The 20411-nt window shown below is 60.6% G+C and carries 16 protein-coding genes; 3 read left to right on the forward strand and 13 right to left on the reverse strand.

Going from position 1 to position 20411, the window contains the following annotated elements; all coding sequences use genetic code 11:
• Nucleotides 1–37 precede the first annotated feature (37 nt).
• Genes ETC27_RS01855 through ptsP form a run of 3 tightly spaced genes read right to left on the reverse strand, consistent with a single transcriptional unit; the run spans nucleotide 38 to nucleotide 5642 of the window.
• The gene (locus tag ETC27_RS01855) at nucleotides 38–1783 is read right to left on the reverse strand and encodes a PTS fructose-like transporter subunit IIB (RefSeq protein ID WP_136253273.1); all 1746 of its coding nucleotides are present in this window, start codon (nucleotides 1781–1783) and stop codon (nucleotides 38–40) included.
• A complete protein-coding gene (gene pfkB / locus ETC27_RS01860) occupies nucleotides 1780–2754 on the reverse strand; it encodes a 1-phosphofructokinase (protein ID WP_136253274.1) in 975 nt (324 codons plus the stop codon). Before pfkB ends, ETC27_RS01855 begins: the two co-directional genes overlap by 4 nt.
• Nucleotides 2754–5642 (reverse strand): phosphoenolpyruvate--protein phosphotransferase, encoded by a 2889-nt coding sequence (ptsP, locus tag ETC27_RS01865; RefSeq protein WP_136253275.1) that lies wholly within the window; start codon nucleotides 5640–5642, stop codon nucleotides 2754–2756. The genes pfkB and ptsP overlap by 1 nt, the downstream gene beginning before the upstream one ends.
• A gap of 236 nt (nucleotides 5643–5878) precedes the next feature.
• Here ptsP and cra point away from each other — a divergent pair, with 236 nt between their 5' ends.
• Entirely contained in the window at nucleotides 5879–6871 is a 993-nt protein-coding gene (gene cra, locus ETC27_RS01870; protein ID WP_136253276.1) for a catabolite repressor/activator, read from the forward strand.
• A gap of 46 nt (nucleotides 6872–6917) precedes the next feature.
• On the opposite strand, the gene ETC27_RS01875 is transcribed toward cra, so the two are convergent.
• From ETC27_RS01875 to ETC27_RS01905, 7 genes are all read right to left on the reverse strand, one after another.
• Complete coding sequence (locus tag ETC27_RS01875; RefSeq protein WP_240724758.1) at nucleotides 6918–9203, reverse strand: ATP-binding protein; 2286 nt, start codon at nucleotides 9201–9203, stop codon at nucleotides 6918–6920.
• A 39-nt stretch (nucleotides 9204–9242) separates the two neighbouring features.
• Nucleotides 9243–9758, reverse strand: a complete 516-nt coding sequence (locus ETC27_RS01880) for a putative pterin-binding protein (protein ID WP_136253277.1) — start codon at nucleotides 9756–9758, stop codon at nucleotides 9243–9245.
• A 72-nt stretch (nucleotides 9759–9830) separates the two neighbouring features.
• Nucleotides 9831–10646 (reverse strand): MOSC domain-containing protein, encoded by an 816-nt coding sequence (locus ETC27_RS01885; protein WP_136253278.1) that lies wholly within the window; start codon nucleotides 10644–10646, stop codon nucleotides 9831–9833.
• Nucleotides 10647–10778: 132 nt separating this feature from the next.
• Complete coding sequence (locus ETC27_RS01890; RefSeq protein WP_136253728.1) at nucleotides 10779–11594, reverse strand: DUF2189 domain-containing protein; 816 nt, start codon at nucleotides 11592–11594, stop codon at nucleotides 10779–10781.
• A 293-nt stretch (nucleotides 11595–11887) separates the two neighbouring features.
• Entirely contained in the window at nucleotides 11888–12316 is a 429-nt protein-coding gene (locus tag ETC27_RS01895; protein WP_136253279.1) for a universal stress protein, read from the reverse strand.
• Nucleotides 12317–12330: 14 nt separating this feature from the next.
• Nucleotides 12331–14925, reverse strand: coding sequence for a TRAP transporter permease (locus ETC27_RS01900; RefSeq protein WP_136253280.1), 2595 nt, complete (start codon nucleotides 14923–14925; stop codon nucleotides 12331–12333).
• A 140-nt stretch (nucleotides 14926–15065) separates the two neighbouring features.
• Nucleotides 15066–16040 carry a TAXI family TRAP transporter solute-binding subunit gene (locus tag ETC27_RS01905; RefSeq protein WP_136253281.1) on the reverse strand — a complete coding sequence of 325 codons (975 nt, stop codon included), beginning with the start codon at nucleotides 16038–16040 and terminating at the stop codon, nucleotides 15066–15068.
• 388 nt (nucleotides 16041–16428) lie between these two features.
• Here ETC27_RS01905 and ETC27_RS01910 point away from each other — a divergent pair, with 388 nt between their 5' ends.
• A complete protein-coding gene (locus tag ETC27_RS01910) occupies nucleotides 16429–16965 on the forward strand; it encodes a macro domain-containing protein (protein ID WP_136253282.1) in 537 nt (178 codons plus the stop codon).
• Nucleotides 16966–17036: 71 nt separating this feature from the next.
• Entirely contained in the window at nucleotides 17037–17939 is a 903-nt protein-coding gene (locus tag ETC27_RS01915) for a histone deacetylase family protein (RefSeq protein WP_136253283.1), read from the forward strand.
• A 64-nt stretch (nucleotides 17940–18003) separates the two neighbouring features.
• Here the strand turns inward: ETC27_RS01915 and ETC27_RS01920 are convergent, their stop codons facing one another.
• The 3 genes from ETC27_RS01920 to ETC27_RS01930 form a co-directional block, all read right to left on the reverse strand.
• Nucleotides 18004–18390, reverse strand: coding sequence for a DUF4124 domain-containing protein (locus tag ETC27_RS01920; RefSeq protein ID WP_168709007.1), 387 nt, complete (start codon nucleotides 18388–18390; stop codon nucleotides 18004–18006).
• A gap of 166 nt (nucleotides 18391–18556) precedes the next feature.
• A complete protein-coding gene (locus ETC27_RS01925) occupies nucleotides 18557–19852 on the reverse strand; it encodes a TRAP transporter large permease (protein ID WP_136253285.1) in 1296 nt (431 codons plus the stop codon).
• Entirely contained in the window at nucleotides 19842–20321 is a 480-nt protein-coding gene (locus ETC27_RS01930) for a TRAP transporter small permease (RefSeq protein WP_136253286.1), read from the reverse strand. The genes ETC27_RS01925 and ETC27_RS01930 overlap by 11 nt, the downstream gene beginning before the upstream one ends.
• Between the last annotated feature and the right edge of the window lie 90 nt (nucleotides 20322–20411).

Raw genomic sequence — 20411 nt, forward strand, 5'->3', positions numbered from 1 at the left:
CGCCAGGGGCTTTTTGCAGGGCTCGATAGATGACCGATCAGGCGTTGGCGGACACCGCGACTTCCTGGCTGCCGCGCTTGATCAACGCGTAACCCAGGCCCGTGACCAGCGAGCCGACGATGATGGCCCCGAGATACAGGAACACCGGCGAGATCGCATTGGGGATCAGCAGCACGAAGACACCACCGTGCGGTGCCATCAGCTTGGCGCCTACCAGCATCGAGATGGCACCGGTAAGTGCCCCGCCGACCATGCAAGCCGGAATCACCCGCAGCGGGTCTTTGGCCGCAAAGGGAATCGCGCCTTCACTGATAAAGCACAGGCCCAGCACGAAGGAGGCCTTGCCGGCTTCCCGTTCGGGCTCGGAGAACTTCGCCTTGGCAACGAAGCTCGCGATCCCCATGCCGATCGCCGGCACCATGCCCGCCGCCATCACGGCCGCCATCGGCGCATAGGTCTCGGACGCGAGCAGACCCACACCAAAGGTATAAGCGGCCTTGTTGACCGGCCCGCCCATATCGAAGCACATCATGGAACCGAGCAGGATGCCCAGCAGCACGGCATTGGCCGAGCCCATGTTCTCGAGGAAGTTAGTCATCGCCGAGAGCACCGCGGCGACTGGCTCACCAACCACATAAATCATGGTCAGCCCCGTGACCAAACTTGCCAGGAGCGGAATGATCAGGATCGGCTTGAGCGATTCGATGCTCGCGGGCAGCTTGACGTGCTCGGCGACCGCCTTGGCGACATAACCGGCCAAAAAGCCAGCAAGGATGCCGCCGATGAAACCGGCGCCGATCTCGGAGGCCAGCATGCCGCCGATCATACCTGGTGCGATGCCCGGACGGTCGGCGATCGAATAGGCGATATAACCAGCAAGCACCGGCACCATCAGCGCAAAGGCGGTGCCGCCACCGATCTGCATCAAGGCCGCGGCCAGGGTACCCTCCTCCTTGAAGGCTTCGATACCGAACACGAAGGACAATGCGATCAGAAGGCCCCCTGCCACCACCATGGGCAGCATGAAGGACACACCGGTCAGCAAGTGCTTGTAGACACCCTTGTCCTTGACGCTCTTCTTGGCCTCGTCACCACTCGCCACACTGCCTGCAGATTCCACCTGGGCCTCGGCCAGCGCGGCCTCGATAGCCGGACGAGGCTTCTTCAGCGCATTGCCGGTGGACGTGCGATAGACCCGCTTGCCGGCGAAGCGGGTCGGGTCGACCTCAATGTCGCAGGCCAACAGCACGACGTCGGCCGCCGCGATTTCTTCATCGGTGAGCTTATCTTGCGCACCCACCGACCCCTGGGTCTCGACCCGGATTTCGTGCCCCAGGGCACGCCCTGCCTCACTCAATGCCTCGGCGGCCATGAAGGTGTGTGCCACCCCGGTCGGGCAGGCCGTCACGGCAACGATACGCTTGGCATCGGCCGTAGTCGCCGACACAGGCTGGGCACTCTCGGCCGGCGGCGTATAGGTCGACGCCTCGGCCTGAGCGCGCTCGAGGAAGTGGGCGGGATCGGGCAGCGCCTGGGCGATCGGCGCCTGATAGAGCGCCTTGCCTTTGAACCGTTGCGGATCCGGTACCGTATCGGCGGCCACCACCACCAGATCGGCAGCGGCGATGGCCTCAGCGGAGGCCGGCTCGACGGGCGCCAGTTCGCCATGCATTTCCACCGTCGTGGTCCAGCCCAGGCGATTGGCCGCCTGCTCAAGCCGCCGCGCGGCAAGGAAGGTAGTGGCCATGCCGCTTGGGCAAGCCGTAATCAGGATGACATTCATGCGAGCGCTCCCCCTGCGTCCACGTCGTTCAGGCGACGCACGCGGGTCTGTTGTTGAAGGTTAGGGAAGTCATCGGCGTGGGCATCTCCCACACCGACATGGCGAACGGCTTCGGCGGACAGGGCTGTCGCGAAGCGAAGCGCCGCGTCGGGGGCATGGCCCTCGAGGACGCCGTGCAGCATAGCGGCGAGCAGGGTGTCACCGGCTCCCACGGTGCTGGCGACCGTCATCTTCGGCGGTATGGCATGCCAGGCACCGCGCTGGCTGACCCATAGCACGCCTTCGGCGCCGGCGGAGATAAGTGCCTCTTCTATGCCGGCCTGATGAAGGCGCAGCCCAGCCGCCAAGCGACGCGCATCGCTATCCAGGGCTTCACCGGCCCACTCGGCCAGCTCAAGCTCGTTGGGTTTGACGGCCGTGGGGGCGGATGCGATGGCGCCGGCCAACGCAGGCCCGCTGGTATCGACCCACACCGCCAGGCCATGGGCCTTGAGACGCGCAACCAACGCGGCCTGATCATCGACACCGATGCCCGGCGGCAAACTACCGGCGATGACCACCGCCTCGGGTCGCCGGCTGGCGTCGGCGGCCAACGCCTCAAGCTCATCCAGGAAGGCGGCGAAGGTCGCAGCATCGATGGTCACGCCGGGGCCATTGATGTCGGTCACACGGCCACTGTGCTCGGCAACCTTGGCATTGATGCGCGTCTCCCCCGGCACGCGCAGGAAGGCATCCTCGACGCCCATATCGGCGAAGGCGCGTCGGAAGGGACTATCGTTATCGGCCCCCAGAAACCCCGAGACCATGACCTCATGGCCCAATGATGCCAGCACCCGAGCGACGTTGACGCCCTTGCCGGCGGCACTCAGCTGCGTTGTATCAGTACGGTTCACTTCGCCAAGCGTCAGCGCCGGCAGGCCAATCGCCAGATCCAGCGCCGGATTGAGGCTGATCGTCAGGACGCGAGCCATCAGCGCACCTCCAGGGCATTGCGCACGTCATCGCTGGTCGCCTGGGCCAGCGCCAACGTGGCCTGGGCCTGGGCGTCGGCGAGATCAAAATCGCGCAGCCGCGCCTTGACCATCGGCACCTGACGGGCACTCACCGAGAGCTCATCGACGCCAAGTCCCACCAGCACCGGTACCGCCTGGGCGTCCGAGGCCAGCTCACCGCACACCCCGACCCACTTGCCGTGGGCGTGGGCGGCATCGACAGTCATCTGGATCAAGCGCAGCACTGCCGGATGCATGCCATCGGACTGGGCCGACAGCGCCGGATGGCCGCGGTCGATCGCCAGGGTGTACTGGGTCAGGTCGTTGGTGCCGATCGAGAAGAAGTCGACCTCGGCCGCAAGCGTCGGCGCCAGCAGCGCACAGGACGGTACCTCGATCATCACACCGAGCTGTACGTCACTGGCGCGCTCCTCGGCCGGGATCTCCTCGAGCAAACGATCGAAGATGGTCTTGGCCGCCCGGAACTCGGCAATGTCCTTGACCATCGGCAGCATGATGCGCAGCGGGCGACCCGAGTTGTGGTCTCCCCCCGCGCCGGCCATCAACAGGGCGCGCAGCTGTGTCTCCAGCACCTCAGGCTGAGTCAGGGCCAGGCGGATGCCGCGCAGGCCCAGGAAGGGGTTGTCTTCCTGGGGGACCGGCCAGTAAGGCAGCGGCTTGTCGCCCCCGACATCCAGGGTGCGGGCAACCAGCGGACGACCGCCGAGGGCGTCCATGGCTTCCTTGTATTCGACAACCTGGGCATCCAGGTCCGGCGCTTCGGCATGCGCCATGAAGATGAACTCGGTACGCAACAGGCCCACACCTTCCGCGCCGCGCTCGACGGCATCTGCCGTATGCGCGGTATTGCCCAGGTTGGCAGCGACCTCGACGCGATGACCGTCCCGGGTGCGCCCTTCCTCGAAGCGGGCGGCCCAGGCCTCGCGCTCCAGACGTTCATGTTCCTTGAGGCTCAACTCGGCGCGCTGGCGACGCTCGGCAGAGGGGGCAGGCGTGACCCGTCCCCGCTCACCGTCGAGAATCATCTCGCTGCCGTTCTCAAGCGTCAGCACCCGCTCGCCGGCACCCACCACGGCAGGAATACCCAAGGCACGCGCAAGGATGGCGCTGTGAGCCGTCGCCCCGCCGCGGGCGGTCAATAGGCCACGCACGCGGCTGGTATCGAGCTTGGCCACATCGGAAGGGCCGACATCATCCATCACCAGGATATAGGGATGATCCGGCGGCGTAGGCAGGCTGATGTCGCAGAGGATACCCAGTACCCGGCGCCCCACGTCGCGTAGATCAGCCGCGCGCTCGGCGAGCAGGCGGTCGGCGAGCATTTCCTGAGCCCGAGCGGCGGTTTCGATGGCGTTCCACCAGGCAGCCTCGGCGGAATAGCCTTCCTGGATCCCCTCGCGGGCGGCTTCATGCAGCTCGGGGTCGTCGAGCATTTCCTCATGCATCGACAATATTTCGGCAACTTCGCCGCCCTGGGCGCTGTGTACCAGGGCCTCGAGTTGCTCAGTGCCCTCGCGGATGGCGGCATCCAGACGCCGCGTCTGTTCGCTGACGTCATCAGCCCGCTCGGGGTACTCGAAGCGCGGCGTGCGCATCACAAACACCGGGGCAATGGCCATGCCCGGAGACGCGGCGACCGCCGGATAGGGGGTATCAGCCGGCAGCGGCTCCGGCGCTTTGGCGCCCTCGGGCGGTGTGCTGGCCACGTGTTCACGGCCTTCTTCGAAGGGCTGAACGACTTCACCCAGGCCGCCCTGCATGGCCTCGCACATGGCATCCAGCGCCTGGCTGGCGCCCTCGCCTTCTGCGGAAAACACCAGCTGCTGACCACGCCGAGCGCCGAGACCGATCACTTTGGTCAAGCTGGCAGCGGACACGGCTTCGCCGCTGCCATCCACCAGACGAACCTTGATCGGGACGCTCTGACGACGCGCTACCTGAATCAGTTGTTTGGCGGGGCGCGCATGCAGGCCATGAGCGTTGAGCACCCGAGCGCGAGCCGTCTGAGCGCTGGCCGATTCCCCTGACAGTCGCGCCAGCACGTTCTCGGCGGAGAGCTGATGCAAATCATGGCCTTCTCCGCGCTCCAGCAGCGTCGACAGCCGCTCCAGCAGACTCCGATGGGCATCGCCCTGAGCGGCCAGGCAGAAGACACCGCTGACCGCGCTGGCCCCCTGGCCAATCACCGCCTCGGGAGTGGCAAGCGATAGCGCCGGGTTATTCACCCCCTTTGCGCTGGTCGCGAGCCACAGGCCCTGCCCCAGCGCTAGCGGCGACTGCGAGGCGATGTCGGACACGAAATCATGGCCGACACAGCCTGCCTGGCGCAGCCGAGCAGCCGCCGCCAGGGCAAGCTCGAGCCGGTCCCGAGCGGGGAAGTTGAGACACAGGGTGTCTGCATCCAGGCGTGCCTCGACGACGGCTTTCGACAGCAACCCGGCCACCTCGGCGCGCGACTCTGCCGCCGCCAAGCGCTCGGCCACACCGTCGCGGTCCAGCACATGGGTCAGCTGGCGCAAGATATCCAGGTGCTCATCGTTCTGGGCCGCAATGGTGACCAGCACGTAAACGCGGTTGCCATCGTGCCAGTCGATGCCTTCGGGGAACTGCAGTACCCGCACACCGGTGCGTTTGACGTGGGTACGGCTATCCGGCGTGCCGTGAGGAATGGCGATGGCATTACCAAGGAAGGTAGAGGACTGCGCCTCTCGGGCATGCAAGCCATCGCGATAGGCCGCGGCGACAAGGCCGGCATCAACCAGGGCCGAGGCCGCCAGATCAAGAGCTGCACGCCAGTCATCGGCCTTGCGGTCGAGCAGGATATCGTCCTGTCCGAGTGTCAACATACTAACCTCCTGTGCCTGGGAGCGGGGCAGCGGGGATGCCGACCGCTGGCTGGTGGGCCATTTAGCCTGGCCTTGCCAACCTTGTCTTCCCGTGGCTGAATCGTGTCACCTAGGGTTTAGTGTAATGCTGGATCGAGTCAGCTGATTTATCAAGCGCAATCACCTACGACCTTGGGTGTAGCCGGTAACCCCAATGGCTCGGGTAGAATGAACCGCATCGCACACAAGGGGTCATCATGACACTCGCAGAAATCGCCCGCCTAGCCGGCGTCTCAAGGACGACGGCGAGCTATGTCATCAACGGCAAGGCCAAGGAACGGCGCATCAGTCAGGAAACTGTCGACCGAGTCATGGCGGTTGTCGAGCAACACCATTACCGAATCGATGCCCAGGCAGCGGCGCTTAGACGGGGCGCCAGTCGCACCATCGGGCTTATTATTCCCGATCTGGAGAATGCCAGTTACGCCCTGCTCGCCAAGCGTCTAGAACAAGGCGCGCGACGTCGCGGTTACCAGCTACTGATCGCAGGCTCTGAGGATAACCCGGACAGCGAGCGCGAGCTGGCCCGTGCACTACATGCCCAGCGTTGCGAGGTGCTGATCGTGGCTAGCTGTCTGCCGATGAACGATGCCTTCTATGTCGATCTGATGGCAAAAGGCCTTCCGGTCATCGCCGTGGACCGAGCCCTGAACCCGGACCATTTCGTCAGCATCGTCAGCAATAATCAGTCGGCTGCCCAGGCGCTGACCGAATCGGTGCTCACCTCCAGCCTCAAGTGTATTGCCTGGCTGGATGCCGTGCCTCAGCTATCGATTAGCACCGAGCGACTGTCCGGTTTTCACAGGGCAATAAAGGGTCATGACTGCCATGCGGTGACACTCAGTGGTGTCCGCTATGACAGACGGGAAGGGGCTCGTCTGATGCGGGAACTGCTTGCAGCACAAGGCATGCCCGATGCGCTAGTCACCGCATCCTACACGCTGCTCGACGGGGTGCTCGACGAGCTACTGGAGAGCGGCGGCCTGCCGCCCTCACTGCGACTGGCAACGTTCGGCGATGACCGACTGTTGGATTTCCTGCCACTGCCGGTCAACTCACTGCCTCAGCAACACGAACGGATTGCTGAACTGACGCTGGATCGCGCCATTGCTGCTGCCCAGGGTGACTACCGACCCGGCCAAGTGGTCGTGGAACGTGCCCTGCACCGGCGACTCCCCCCCGGTGGATAAGCGACAAGAAGCACCCAAAGTGGAACGTCGATGCTCGAAACATCGATCATTCAGCGTTACGTTCCTGCGAGTCTTGCATATCGATAGGGCGGAGGCTGGTGGCATCAAGCCAAGCTTCGAGAGCATCGAGCGATGGTGACAGGCAGTTTTCGAGCGCATCCAGCAGCATCGTTAGGTGATCGTTAGGTGCACTCTGAGCCGCACTCTCAAGCGCCCTGGCCCGCTCACCCACCTGACAGAGCCCCAGACTCAGCGATTCGCCTTTTATCAAATGAGCAAGCTGCATCACCTGATCGACTTGTGCATTATTGATAGCGAGTGACAGTGCTTCGAGACGCCCCGGCATCTGGCGGCGATAAACATTCACTAGTTTTCTAACATCCTCAAGCGCCAGATGCTCATGCAACTCATCCAGCACATCCAGCGCAAGTCTTGGCTCACTCCCTGAGTCAACAGTGCTGGCCTCGATAGGCTCGGATGCTCTTTCTTCTGACGCACCGCCCTCCCAGGCTCGTCCATCCTCCGAGGGTATGCTCATCGGCTCGTCCATACAGCCGATATGATGATGCAGCGTTGCTTGTAGCTGAGCACTGGAGAGTGGCTTGATCAGATAATCGTTCATGCCAGCGGCCAGGCAACGGGCGTGTTCATCGCCAAAGGTGCCAGCCGTCATGGCAACGATCGGTACTCGGGCACACCAATCGGCCCTTCTTCGCAACTGGCGAGTCACTTCAAATCCATCCAACAGCGGCATCTGCAGATCCATGAAGATCAATGCAAAGGGATCGCCCTGAGTGATCCTCAGTGCCTCCTCGCCTGACGAGGCAATCTCGACTCGACAGCCCAGGCGAGTGAGCATGATGCGCGCCACCTGCTGGTTGATCGCATTATCCTCGACGACCAGTAGCCGCTGACCGGATGGTAAGGCGGGCCAGAAGTGCGGCTCAGCAGCATTCTTCGTCTGCTCCGGCGGAGTGGCACAGCGCAACGGCACCTCGAACCAAAAGCGGCTGCCCTCGCCCAGGCGACTGATAAAATCGATTTCCCCGCCCATGGCACTCACCAGGCGCCTGCAGATCACAAGCCCCAAACCGCTACCACCAAAGCGGCGTGCCGTGGATGCATCACCCTGCCGAAAAGGCTCGAATAGACGATGACGCTGCTCGTCGGAAATACCTGAACCACTGTCTCTGACCGAGACCAGAAGCCGCTCATCGGCGGAGTAGCTCACTTGCACCGAGACCTCACCGCGTTCAGTGAACTTGATGGCGTTGGAGAGCAGGTTGAGAAGCACCTGACGAAGCCGGCCCGGATCCCCCTGCAAGCGGTCGGGGACGTCAGCGGCCAGTTCTGTACTCAGCGTAATGCCCTTGTAGGCGGCTCGTGGCTCGAAAAGTCGCACAGCTGCTTCAATCAGTTCCTGTAACGAAAAATCGACATGCTCCAGCTCAAGATGACCTGACTCGATACGCGAGAAATCGAGAATGTCGTTGATCAACCCCAGAAGCTTGTCGGCACTGTCATGGATGATCTCGGCATAGCGGCGAGAAGAGGGGTCAAGCGGACGACCTCGCAGCATCTCACTCATGCCAATGACGCCGTTCAGCGGAGTACGAATCTCGTGACTGACGGTCGCCAGAAACTCGGATTTGGCCTCATTGGCATCCTGTGCCTTTTGAGCAGACTCTTCGAGGCGACGCCTCAGCACCTCCTGAGCACGCCGTGATTCGGCATTTTCCCGGGCCTCGCGGAACAAGAACCGAGTTACCATTAGAATCGAAAGACTCATCAGCCCAAGCAGGGTCAGCAGCATTGAGTGCAGCCATTGAAGAGCCTCTCGTTCCTGCTGTTTGGCGTTGCCCAAATGCGTATTGGTGGCGATCACCAACCGCTGGCTAAGCTCGATCAAGGGGTCTAGTGCTGCCTGTAGAGAACGCCGGGAGGCCTCATCCAGGCGTTCGAGTCCGCCGAACTGCAGGTCGAGAATATCCATCTGGCTGTCAATGGCGGGTATCAACCGTGTCTGGTCGTCAATACGCTGGAAAAGCTCTCCTATTTCCCCGCGTTGCAACAGATTGAGTCGACTGTAAAGCAGCTCGAACTTGACGCGTAATGCGTCAAGGTCATTAACCTCGTCGAGCTGATCACGCAACTGAATGGCTTCGCGATCCAGTTTATAGGCCGCCCAGGTGACATCTCCCCCCACACTGTCTGCCAGGCTCTCCTGACGCCATACGATCATACTGGCTACCACCAGCGCGGCGATAAAGAAACCAAACACAGCCGCGGCACCGAGCTTCAGACGCAACGGGTAGCGAAGATAATGCATCATCACGTCGAGTGCCGTTGGGGAAGTCGGTGGCAATCAGTATCAATGGACATGGATCTTGGCAACCTGCCAGACACTGCGATAGCGGATATTCTCGGTATTGAGTTCAGGGTTCTCGTCGAATGGATACAACACGAATAACGGACCGAAATTGCGGATCACCAAGGGCTTACCGTCCATCGACATGGCAAGAACGACATCGTGATCCACAACATCACTGATGGGGATCTGCCCAGAATAATGGTTTAACGCCTCAACTCGCAGCTCGTCGCCATCAGCACCGACCCGGGACAGTACGTCTCGAATCAGCGGGCCACGGAATTGTCGTTTCCCATCCGTCCAGGGAGTGTGAGTCGTCAGGACATGGGTCGGCAAGCTACGCAGCATCTCCCGATCGAATCGAGCCTTGTTGCCAGTATTGGTATAACGAATGTCACCGCTGATCTCGAGCAGGACCTCACCTTTCGGTTGCGGTAAAGATAACGAGCCGGCATGGGCAGGCAGGACGCTGAGGCTGATAAAAAGGCACCACGCCAGTGAATAGGTAATCGAATTCATGAAAGGCCTTAAGTTATTCCGAAAAGAATGATCCTGACGTGCGCGATTATTGTGTGCTTTTGAGTAACCAGATCACGCCAGAATCTCGACCTTATCACCAAGAGATAAACGGCCTTCTTTCACTACCATCAGGTTCTGTCCAAACAGCACCTTTCCGTTATTACCGCGCCGATAGGTTGCCAGTGTCTTGAGCGGTTCCTTACCAGGCAGGAATGTTCCGGTAAGCGGATCAACAGTAATCATGGCGCAACGTGAGCAGGGTTCCATTACGGCAAGCTCTACTTCACCGATACGTAGGCGCTGCCAGTTGTCCTCGGCGAAAGCGTCGCTGCCTGCTACAACCAGATTAGGCCGAAATTGCGCCATACTATGGGGCCTGGCCTGGGACTTGGCCATGCGCTCGTTGAGATCATTAAGCGACCCTTCACCTATCAGCAGCAGCGGGTAGCCGTCGGCGAACCCGACCGACTGCTCGATCGATTGCCGGTAACGCGGGGAATGATCGCCGATACATAGCAAATGCGCCGATTCACCCAGCACCTCGGTACACCAGGCATCGGCTTCTCGCGTCGTGGTCAAGGCATCGAAGCGATCTCCCCAGACCTCGGTACTAAAGGGCGCCAGGTCATAAGCACCCCTGGAGAGTTCTAGATCCGGCTGGCCGGGAAAACTCAGTGTCACGGTGTCTACACCCAATTGCACCTGTATCAGTTCCAGCCTTGGGTGGGTGCGGGCCGTGATAAAGCGGCCATCTGGACGGGACATCATCATACGCCGATCCCCGACAACGCCCTCCCGTTGCACATCAGCATGTTCGAGAAACTCTCCCGCACAAGACTTTAGGGGATAACGATAAAGAGCAGATACATGCGGGGGGGTAGCGATCATGGCAGCGTTCCGTGCAGGCAATGGTCGGCATAGCGAGAGGCGCTAAAAACCTCTCGCTACACCACTTGTTTTGCGTAATTCACCTGCATAGCTTACCGAAGATCGCCAATAGCGGACCAGCGGTCGGGGCAATCAGTTCTTGGATTGTTCAATGATCTCAACATTGACCAAATCTTCGTAGGCATGCCAGCTGGCATGACCCAGTACCGGCAGGATCACTGCCAGGCCAATGTAGAAGGTCACCACGCCAAGCAGCACGCTGCCCGTTAGAATTGCCGCCCACAGCAACATGGGACGGAAATTTTGCGCCACGGCTTTCACGCTCGCCTCGATCCCCTCCATGAAGGTGAGGTCTTGGTCCATCAACGTGGGAATGGCCACGACGCTGATAGAAAAGGCACCAAAGGCAAGCACGGCACCAACCGCTGTGCCCACCAGCAGCATACTCAGGCCTTCAGAGGTCGTCAGCAGAGAGGCATAAAGCATATCGGGGTTTGGCACTTCAAAGCCGAAGAAGAGGGCGAACAATAACGTGGCCAGACGAATCCAGGCGAGGAAGAAAATCATCATCATGAGGCCCATCATCGCCAACTGGCCTGTATGAGAGCTCCAGGCACCGAAGGCATCCCCCATGGTCGGTGACCGGTTTTCCTCAAGGGCGCGGCTGATGCCGTAGGAGCCAACTGCCACCAGGGGACCTAAAAACATGAACCCGGCAACCAGCGGCAGCAACCAGTGCCAGAGATCGAGCGTGAAGGCCGCTAACGTTGTCGCCAGGCTAAGCCCCACCCAGAACATGCCATAGGCCAGGCTGACGGCCGTGGCATCACGAAAGTCCTGAAAGCCAGCGATCAGCCAGGTTCTGGGCTTGTCCATACCTACCGGGTTGATGCTGATTTTAACGTTGTAGTCTGAAGGCTTCGGGCCCTTCGTTGTCGCTGCATTCATGGCATTCCCCTTAACCGTTCGCGGTAATGGTCTCCATCGAGCCTTGGCCTTGTTCCGCATCCTGCGAGATCAATTAAACGCGTTGGCCAGTACGGCAAGATGCCTTAATGCTTGTTCCCGTTACTCGTCTCTCAATGTAGACGAGAGGGAGAAAGCTTGCCCCTGCAAAGACTTATCCGCTTCTACGCTCAAACCACGCTTCTCTTGTGAGTAGACCAGAAACGCAACCACCCCCTGACTAGCAAAACCAGTCGGGGGGTGGCGGCATGCAGGAACACAGTGGCGTCGATGAATCAGCGCACGACCATCACCGACATCTTGCTGTGGTGCACCACATGTTCCGCATTGGGTCCCAGCAGGTAGTCGGCGAATTTGCGCTTGTTGTGCGATGCCATAACTATCAGATCGATCTCCAGTTGCTTGGCGACATCGATGATGGCTTCCCAGGGTGAGCCCTCGGCAACAACACATTTTGCGCTGACGTCGCTAGGTACGTGCTGCTTGATGAACTTATGCTGAGCGTCGCTGATGGCCTGATACGCCTTCTCACTGAAGTCGGCGGGAAAATAGGACCCCACCAGTGGCATGCGATAGTCAGGCAGCACCGTCACGATATGCAGCGACGCCTCGAAAGTACGGCACAGTGCCAAGGCGGTGGGCAGCGCCCTTTCCCAGGACGCCTCTTCATTCATATCCACCGGCAGCAGGATTTTCTGATACATGGTCTAGCCCTCCGTTACGCGGTAGCCGGCTTGGCTGAGGCGTCTCGACGGCGCCGCTGAAGCAGCACAATCAGAACAAAAAGTCCGAACGCCGGAATCCACATCCATTCTTTCGACCACCGATCCACCGGCGCCAGCACCTCGATAATTTTTTGATCGAAGTCGAAGCCAAGCTTCTCGGCTTGGCTACCGAAGGCGACCATATCGACGATGACGGTTTCATCCTCGATCAGCAGCTCCAGGCCGAAGTTGGCCAAGCGCTCCTCGCCCGTTTCGCCTTCGGGTACCGGCAATGTCATATAGGTGGTCAAAGGATCACCGTAGGGATCTTCACCTGACACCTGTAGGCGCAGTGTGCTGTCGTCATCCATTTCGCCAAGCTGCTGCACGAACTGGTTCGGCGGCACCGACTGGTAAGGGTCGTGGATCATGTCCATCCAGAAGCCCGGGCGGAACAGGGAAAAGGCCACCAGCAACAGCAGTACGCTTTCATACCAGCGGTTACGGGTCAGCATGAAACCCTGTGTCGCCGCCGCAAAGATCAACATGGCAAGCGTCGATACAACGAACACCACAATGCCCTGCAGGAAGGTCACATCGATCAGCAGCAGGTCAGTATTGAAGATAAAGAGGAATGGCAGCGCTGCGGTCCGCAGGCTGTAGTAGAACGCCTGGAAGCCGGTTCTCAGCGGATCACCGCCCGATACAGCAGCAGCGGCAAAGGATGCCAGCCCCACCGGCGGGGTAACGTCGGCCATGATGCCGAAATAGAACACGAAGAGGTGCACGGCGATCAGCGGCACCAGCAAACCATTCTGCTCACCCAGCGTCACGATCACCGGCGCCAGAAGCGCCGACACCACAATATAGTTGGCGGTGGTCGGCAACCCCATGCCGAGGATCAAGCTGAGCACTGCCGTGAGCATCAAGATCAGCATCAGGTTGCCCATCGACAGGATCTCGACCACGTCGGCGAGCACAAGGCCCACACCGGTCTGCGACACGGCACCCACGATAATGCCTGCGGTAGCCGTGGCGATACCGATACCGATCATGTTGCGCGCACCGGTCACTAACCCATCCCACAGGTCCAGAAAGCCTGACTTGATGTCCTCGACCAGCTCACTCTGCCCCCGGAATATTCCCGAAATAGGGCGCTGGGTCACAATGATGAAGGTCATGAACACCGTGGCCCAGAAGGCCGAAAGCCCTGGCGAAAGACGCTCGACCATCAGGCACCAGACCAGCACCACGACAGGCAGAATATACTGTAGCCCCACCATCACGGTCGGCCGCGTCTGGGGCAACGTGATCACTGGCGCGTTGGGATCGTCATTCTCGAGCTCAGGATAGTTGGCCCCCACCTTGAGCAGACCGATATATATTACCGTCAGGCCAGCCGCTACCACCCAGGGTGTCGCACCGCCGAGTACTGGCTTTAGCCATCCTAAGCCGTAATAAACCACCAGGGCGGTAATCATCATCAAGAGCAGTCCCGCCAGAAAACCGACAGCCTTGCGGACCAGCGGCTTTGGCGGATTGCTGCTTTGAAGTCCTTTCATGTTGGCCTTGAGGGCCTCGAGGTGAACGATGTAGACCAGCGCGATATAGGAAATGAGCGCCGGCAGGAAGGCATGCTTGATGACGTCTACATACGAGATGCCCACATACTCGACCATCAGGAAGGCCGCAGCCCCCATGACTGGCGGCATGATCTGACCATTCACCGAAGAAGCGACCTCGACGGCCCCAGCTTTCTCGGAGGAAAAGCCGACACGCTTCATCATCGGAATCGTGAAAGTACCGGTGGTGACGACGTTGGCAATGGAAGAACCCGAAATCAGGCCGGTCATGCCCGAAGCGACAACCGCAGCCTTGGCTGGACCACCCTTATAGTGGCCGAGTAACGAAAAAGCGACCTTGATGAAATAGTTACCGGCGCCAGCCTTGTCGAGCAAGGCACCAAACAACACGAACAGGAACACAAAGCTGGTCGACACCCCCAGCGCAATACCGAATACCCCTTGGGTCGTCAGCCACTGGTGGTTGATCAGCCCGAAGACGCTGACGCCTCGATGCGAGAGGATTCCCGGCATGTAGGGACCTGCCAGCGAGTAGCCGATAAATACCATGGCCACAATCATCAGCGGCGGGCCGAGCGCCCGGCGTGTGGCCTCAAGCAGCAGCAGGATACCAATGACGCCGACAATCACGTCCTGCATGATTGGCGCACCGGGTCGCTGGGCCAGCTGCTCGTAGAAAATAAACATATAGGCCCCGGCGAGCGCCGCCAGCAGGCCGAGTACCCAGTCTTGGATAGGAATACGATCCCGCGGAGAATTCTTCGAGGCGGGATAGGCCATATAAGCCAGAAAGAGGGCGAAAGCCAGGTGAATCGAGCGCGATTCTGTGGCGTTGAACACCCCAAATTCGAGTATGAAGGGTAGTGGTGAAGCGATCCAAAGCTGGAAGAGCGACCAGACCGCCGCTGTTATCACCAAAATTTTGCCGGGCATCCCGGGAGGCTTACGTGAACCGGAGTCCGAGGACGCAACCATATCCTCGAGATCGGCACTCGAAGCCGAGGCTCTTGTATTGTCTTCGCTCATGAAATCATCCTGATTGCCATCATCACCGGAAAAAGCCTAGTCGCCCGGGCCATGCCACGGGTCTAATACCAAGATGCGCGACCTCCCTTATGGAACGGCCGCGCATCGAGTCAACAGCTTAAGCTCCTGTCAGGCCTGAATCACTCGATCCAGCCACGCTCACGATAGTAACGCGCTGCACCCGGGTGCAGCGGAGCTGACAACCCTTGGGTGACCATCTCTTCTTCCTTCAGGTTAGCGAAGGCGGGGTGTAGGCGCTTGAAGCGATCGAAGTTATCGAACACCGCTTTGACGCTTTGATAGATGATGTCCTCGTCCACGGAGGCCTTGGTGACAAAGGTAGCCGCCACACCGAAGGTAGTGACATCTTCATCGTTACCCTTGTAGAGGCCGCCCGGGATCACCACCTGGGAGTAGTAGGGATACTCCTCGACCAGACCCTCGATGGCAGAGCCATCCAACGGAATCAGCTTAGAATCGACGGTCGTGGTCGCTTCCTGAATGGAGCCGTTCGGGTGACCGACCACATAGACCATGGCATCGATGTTGTTATCGGCAAGCGCCGCAGCCTGCTCGGCGGCATCCAGTTGAGAGGCCAACGAGAAGGTGTCCTCGGTCCACCCCTTGGCATTCATGACCTCTTCCATGGTATTGCGCTGGCCTGAGCCCGGGTTGCCGATGTTGACACGCTTGCCCTCGAGGTCATCAAGCGTTTCGATGCCGGAGTCGGCGCGAGCCAACAGGGTTAGCGGCTCACCGTGTACGCGGAAGACCGCGCGCAGCTCGGGGTAAGCATCGCCATCGAAGTTGCCGGTACCGTTATAGGCTTGATATTGCACGTCGGACTGGGCAACACCCATGTCGAGCTCGCCGGACTTGATGCCGTTGATGTTAGCGACGGAACCGCCGGTAGACGGTGCGTTGCACTTGATATCAGAGTCTTCGAGACGATTCACGAGACGACAGATCGACTGACCGACCACATAGTAGACGCCGGTCTGACCGCCGGTACCGATGGTGATGAAGCGCTCCTGGGCCACAACAGGCGAGGAGAACATGGCAGCACCCGTCAGCAGGCCAGTTACGGCTGCAGCAGTGATTGCATGGCGTTTCATTCAGACACCTCTTGATAGTGTTGACGTTGGATGGCTATGCCATCTCTGCGACATCTTCGCTCAGCCCTTTCGTCAGCGGGCATACCCGAATGGCGATATCTTTCTGCTTTTTGGCGATCATCGCATTCGTTGTATCAGTTATAGCTTGCCTGCGCGGGTCTGGCGACGTTGCGCTTTTCAGCGTTTCGTACCGTTAATGCTTACAAGAAAATGAGTATGCACTACTTTAGGTCAAATCGACCATGCGATTCAGAAGTTTACATCAATTAGCCTAGTCACCCCTCGCGTTGAATCATGTAAAACTATGTCAACTTTATTCGCGATAGTCGGATAGACCTTAATATTGCGGTTAGGCTTGATAGCACCCAAGAGGATCAAGGAGGTCAGCATGACACCCACCGTCGAGATTGAATGCCGTCAGGGTGACATCGCCAACCAACCCGACATGGACGCAGTGGTTAATGCCGCCAATGCACAGCTCATGTCGGGTGGCGGCGTCGCCGGCGCTCTGCATCGAGCCGCTGGCCCGGGCCTCGCCCATGAGTGTCAACCCAAGGCGCCGATCCGGCCCGGCCAGGCGGTAATCACCGGCGCCCATGACTTGCCCAACCGCCATGTCATTCATTGCCTGGGGCCCGTCTATGGGCGCGATGAGCCCTCGGATGCGCTATTAGCGTCCTGCTACCGGGAGGCCATCATACTGGCCGAAGAACACGAACTTATCTCGATCGCCTTCCCTGCCCTATCCACTGGCGCGTTCGGCTATCCCATGAAAGAAGCGACCCGGGTGGCGCTGACTACCGTCTTGAAGGAGACCCAGCACTGCCATCACCTTCGACACGTGCGTTTCATCCTGCACGACGGCGAAAGCTTGTCGCTCTATCAGCAAACACTGTCGATGCTTCAAGATGCCGGATCGTCCTGAGTGGCCTCGCCCCGGGGTGGCGGGTAGAGTGGTAGCGACCTCGAACTCGCCAAATCATCCTGACACCCGCCATGCTGCTGCCACTGATTCACCACTCGGGTTACACCATCGAGATGCCACCGCGGCACCCCTTCCCGATGGCTAAATTCCGGGTGCTGCGCGAGACATTAGCCGCCGAGAAGCTCGAGCATCTTGCCGAGTGGATCACCCCACAGCCAGCAAGTGAAGCCAGCCTGGCCCGCGTGCATACGGCCGACTATCTGCATGCCTTCCTCGGCGGCACCCTGAATGAGTCGGCCCAACGTCGCAGCGGTTTTCGCTGGTCCGAGTCACTTGTCGCCCGCACGCTGCTTGAAGTCGGCGGCACCCAGGCAAGCGTCGAAGCGGCTCTCGATACCGGCCTTGCCTGCAACACCGCTGGCGGTACCCACCATGCTCATGCCGATGCCGCCAGCGGCTACTGCCTGATCAATGACCTTGCGGTCGCCGCGGCTCATGCCTTGGACCGGAGATGGGTGAAGCGCATCCTGATTGTTGATCTGGACGTTCACCAGGGTGACGGGACCGCACGGCTTTTCCGCAACGATCAGCGTGTTTTCACCTTCTCGATGCATGGGGCAGAGAACTTTCCGGCCCGCAAGCAGCATAGCGACCTGGACATCGCCCTGCCTCGTGGCACAGGTAATCTAGACTACCTGGCACGCTTGAGGGCGAGTCTGCCCCCACTACTCGTTCAGTTCGCCCCGGACCTGGTGCTATATGATGCTGGCGTCGACGTGCATGCCGATGATCGCCTCGGGCACCTGGCATTGTGCGATGACGGGCTGTTCGCTCGAGACCATTACGTGCTGGGGACCTGTCGAGACGCCCACATCCCGGTAGCAGCGGTTATCGGCGGGGGCTATGATCGCGACCTGGAGGCGCTGGCCAATCGCCACGCTCAGCTACATCGCGCCGCCAGCACCCTGCTGTGAAGCAACCAGGCCTTGTGCCCAAACGGTCAGCTCAGGCGTCACCGGGAAAGACAGGAATCGTGTATCAGGGCCCCACCAGGGACTCGCGACACTCACGTCGATACGCGGCGGTCAGCTCGCGTCGACGCGCCCGCAGCCGATTGCCGCGAGGTTCCTGGTAGCCGGCGCGCAGCTCGCGCTGAACGGCCTCGAGACGGCGCTCGAGGCTATCGCAGTGAGCGTCCTGCCCACCTGCCGAGGGTTGCGATCGTTGAGCGGATGGCCTGGGTGATGATAGCGGCCGATAGGGAGAGTCTTCGGGGGGACGCATGGTGTTGAGATCCGGTAGATCATCAAGCGCGCGGCGCTCGGCCCCAGCGGCGGGGGCATGGTCGGCGAAGTGCCATTGGCCCTGGTCATCCTGCCAGGAATAGACCTGCGCCTGGGCAACCAACGCCCAGCCTGTCAACACAAGGCAAAGCCCTAGCCGACTCAGGCACGGGTATGCCACTGGCCTATGGCGCGCTCGCGCCACTCGCATCACGACTTTCATAGGTTCCACCTCCCTGTGGTTCCTGATCTGCTTTTCACCGATACGCGGGCTCCCCTATTCCGTGGGGAGGCTTCTCGGCATCTGGCTAGACGTTATAGCCCAGAATTCCCGGCAGCCATAGGGCGATGGCCGGAAATATCGCGACCAGCGCAAGCGCCGCGCCCATGGCCACGACGAATACCAGCGCCCAGCCCACGGTCTGCTCGAGACGAATCTTCGCTACCTCCGTGGTCACCATCAGATTCACCGCGACGGGGGGTGTGAACTGACCGATGGCGATATTCATCGCCAACAGAATACCGAACCACACCGGGTGCCAGCCGAAATGCTCCATTACCGGGATCAGGATCGGCATCATGATCAGATAGATCGAGATCGCATCCAGCACCATGCCGGCGAGCAACACCGCCAGCATGATCAGCACCAGCAGCCAGACGCCGTTGTCGGAAAGGCCAATGATCCACTCGGCCAGATGCCGGAAGGTACCGAGCATGGTACCGGCCCAGGCGAAAATACCTGCAAGCGCAATAATCAACATCACCACCCCGGTGATGACCGCAGCCTCGCCGAACAGTCGCCACAGTTCCCGCCAGTTAAGTTCACGGGTCAGGAAGACGCCCACGATCACACCATAGGTAACCGCCGCCACCGCCGCCTCGGTGGGTGTAAAAAGGCCCGAGCGCAGCCCTCCAAGGATCAGCACCGGCGCGAACAGCGCCGGCAGGGCCTGGCGAAAGCTCTCACCCAACGCCGGGCGCGCCACGTTCTCAGGCGCTTCCCAGCGGTAGCGCCGCGACAACCACCAGGCCGGGACCAACAGCGCCGCGCCAGCCAGCATGCCCGGGAAAAGCCCGGCCGCGAACAGCGCGCGCAGATCGACACCCGGCACCACGATCGAATACAGGATCAGCGCCACCGAGGGCGGAATCAGGATCGCCGTTGAGGCGGATGCCGCAATCAGCGTCGCCGAGAACGGCTTGGGGTAGCCCGCCCGGGTCATGCTCGGCAGCATCACCATGGCCACGGCCGCCGCATCGGCAGGCCCCGAGCCACTCATGCCGCCCATGATCATGCACACCAGCACCGCCACCAGAGCGAGTCCGCCATGGCGCGGGCCTATCAAGGCCTGGGCGAAACGCACCAAACGGGCGGCCACTCCCGCACGCTCGAAGATCAGGCCCGTGAGGATAAACAGCGGTATGGCGATCAACGGGTACTTGGCGACGCTGTTGTAAGTGTTGGTGCCAAGCGTCGCCAGCATCGTCGCCGGCAGCCCCATCACGATACCCAGCGCCCCGGAGAGACCCAGCGAAAAGGCCACCGGCACGCCGGCGATCAGGAGACCGACGAAGGCCAGGATCATCCAGACATCAGGACTCATCTTGGATGCCTCCGCGCAAGCGATCCAGGCACTGCTGACTGAGGCGTAACAGCATCAACGCAGCAAGTACCGGCAACCAGATGATGTACCACCATTGCGGCAAGCCAAGCCCCGGGGACAGCGACTGCCAGTGGTATTCCTCCCAGGCAAGCTTGCCACCGAACCACACGATCAGCCCAAGCACCGTGGCGCCACATAGCCACTGAAAGACGATCAGTGCCTTGCGCGGCCCCGCCGGCAAGGCACGCTCGAGCAGGCTGATACGGATATGACCGTTGCGCCGCAGCGCCACCGAGGCACCGGCAAAGGTCAGCACCACCAGCAGGAACACCGAGAACTCCTCGGTAAAGGCGAAGGATGCATCCGTCACGTAGCGCACCACGACATTGGCCAGGCTGATCAGGGCGATGATCACCAGCGACAGCGTGGCCAGCACCCGTTCGGGCCGGGCATCGGGAGAATGTTTCATGGAGACCTCGAACATCAAAGCAACGGCCCCCTCAAAGGGGGCCGGTCAATCGGAGACACGCCTTCATCTCTTCACAACGACAGGGGAACT

This window comes from Onishia niordana (genome assembly GCF_004798965.1).
GTDB classification, from domain to species: Bacteria; Pseudomonadota; Gammaproteobacteria; order Pseudomonadales; family Halomonadaceae; genus Onishia; species Onishia niordana.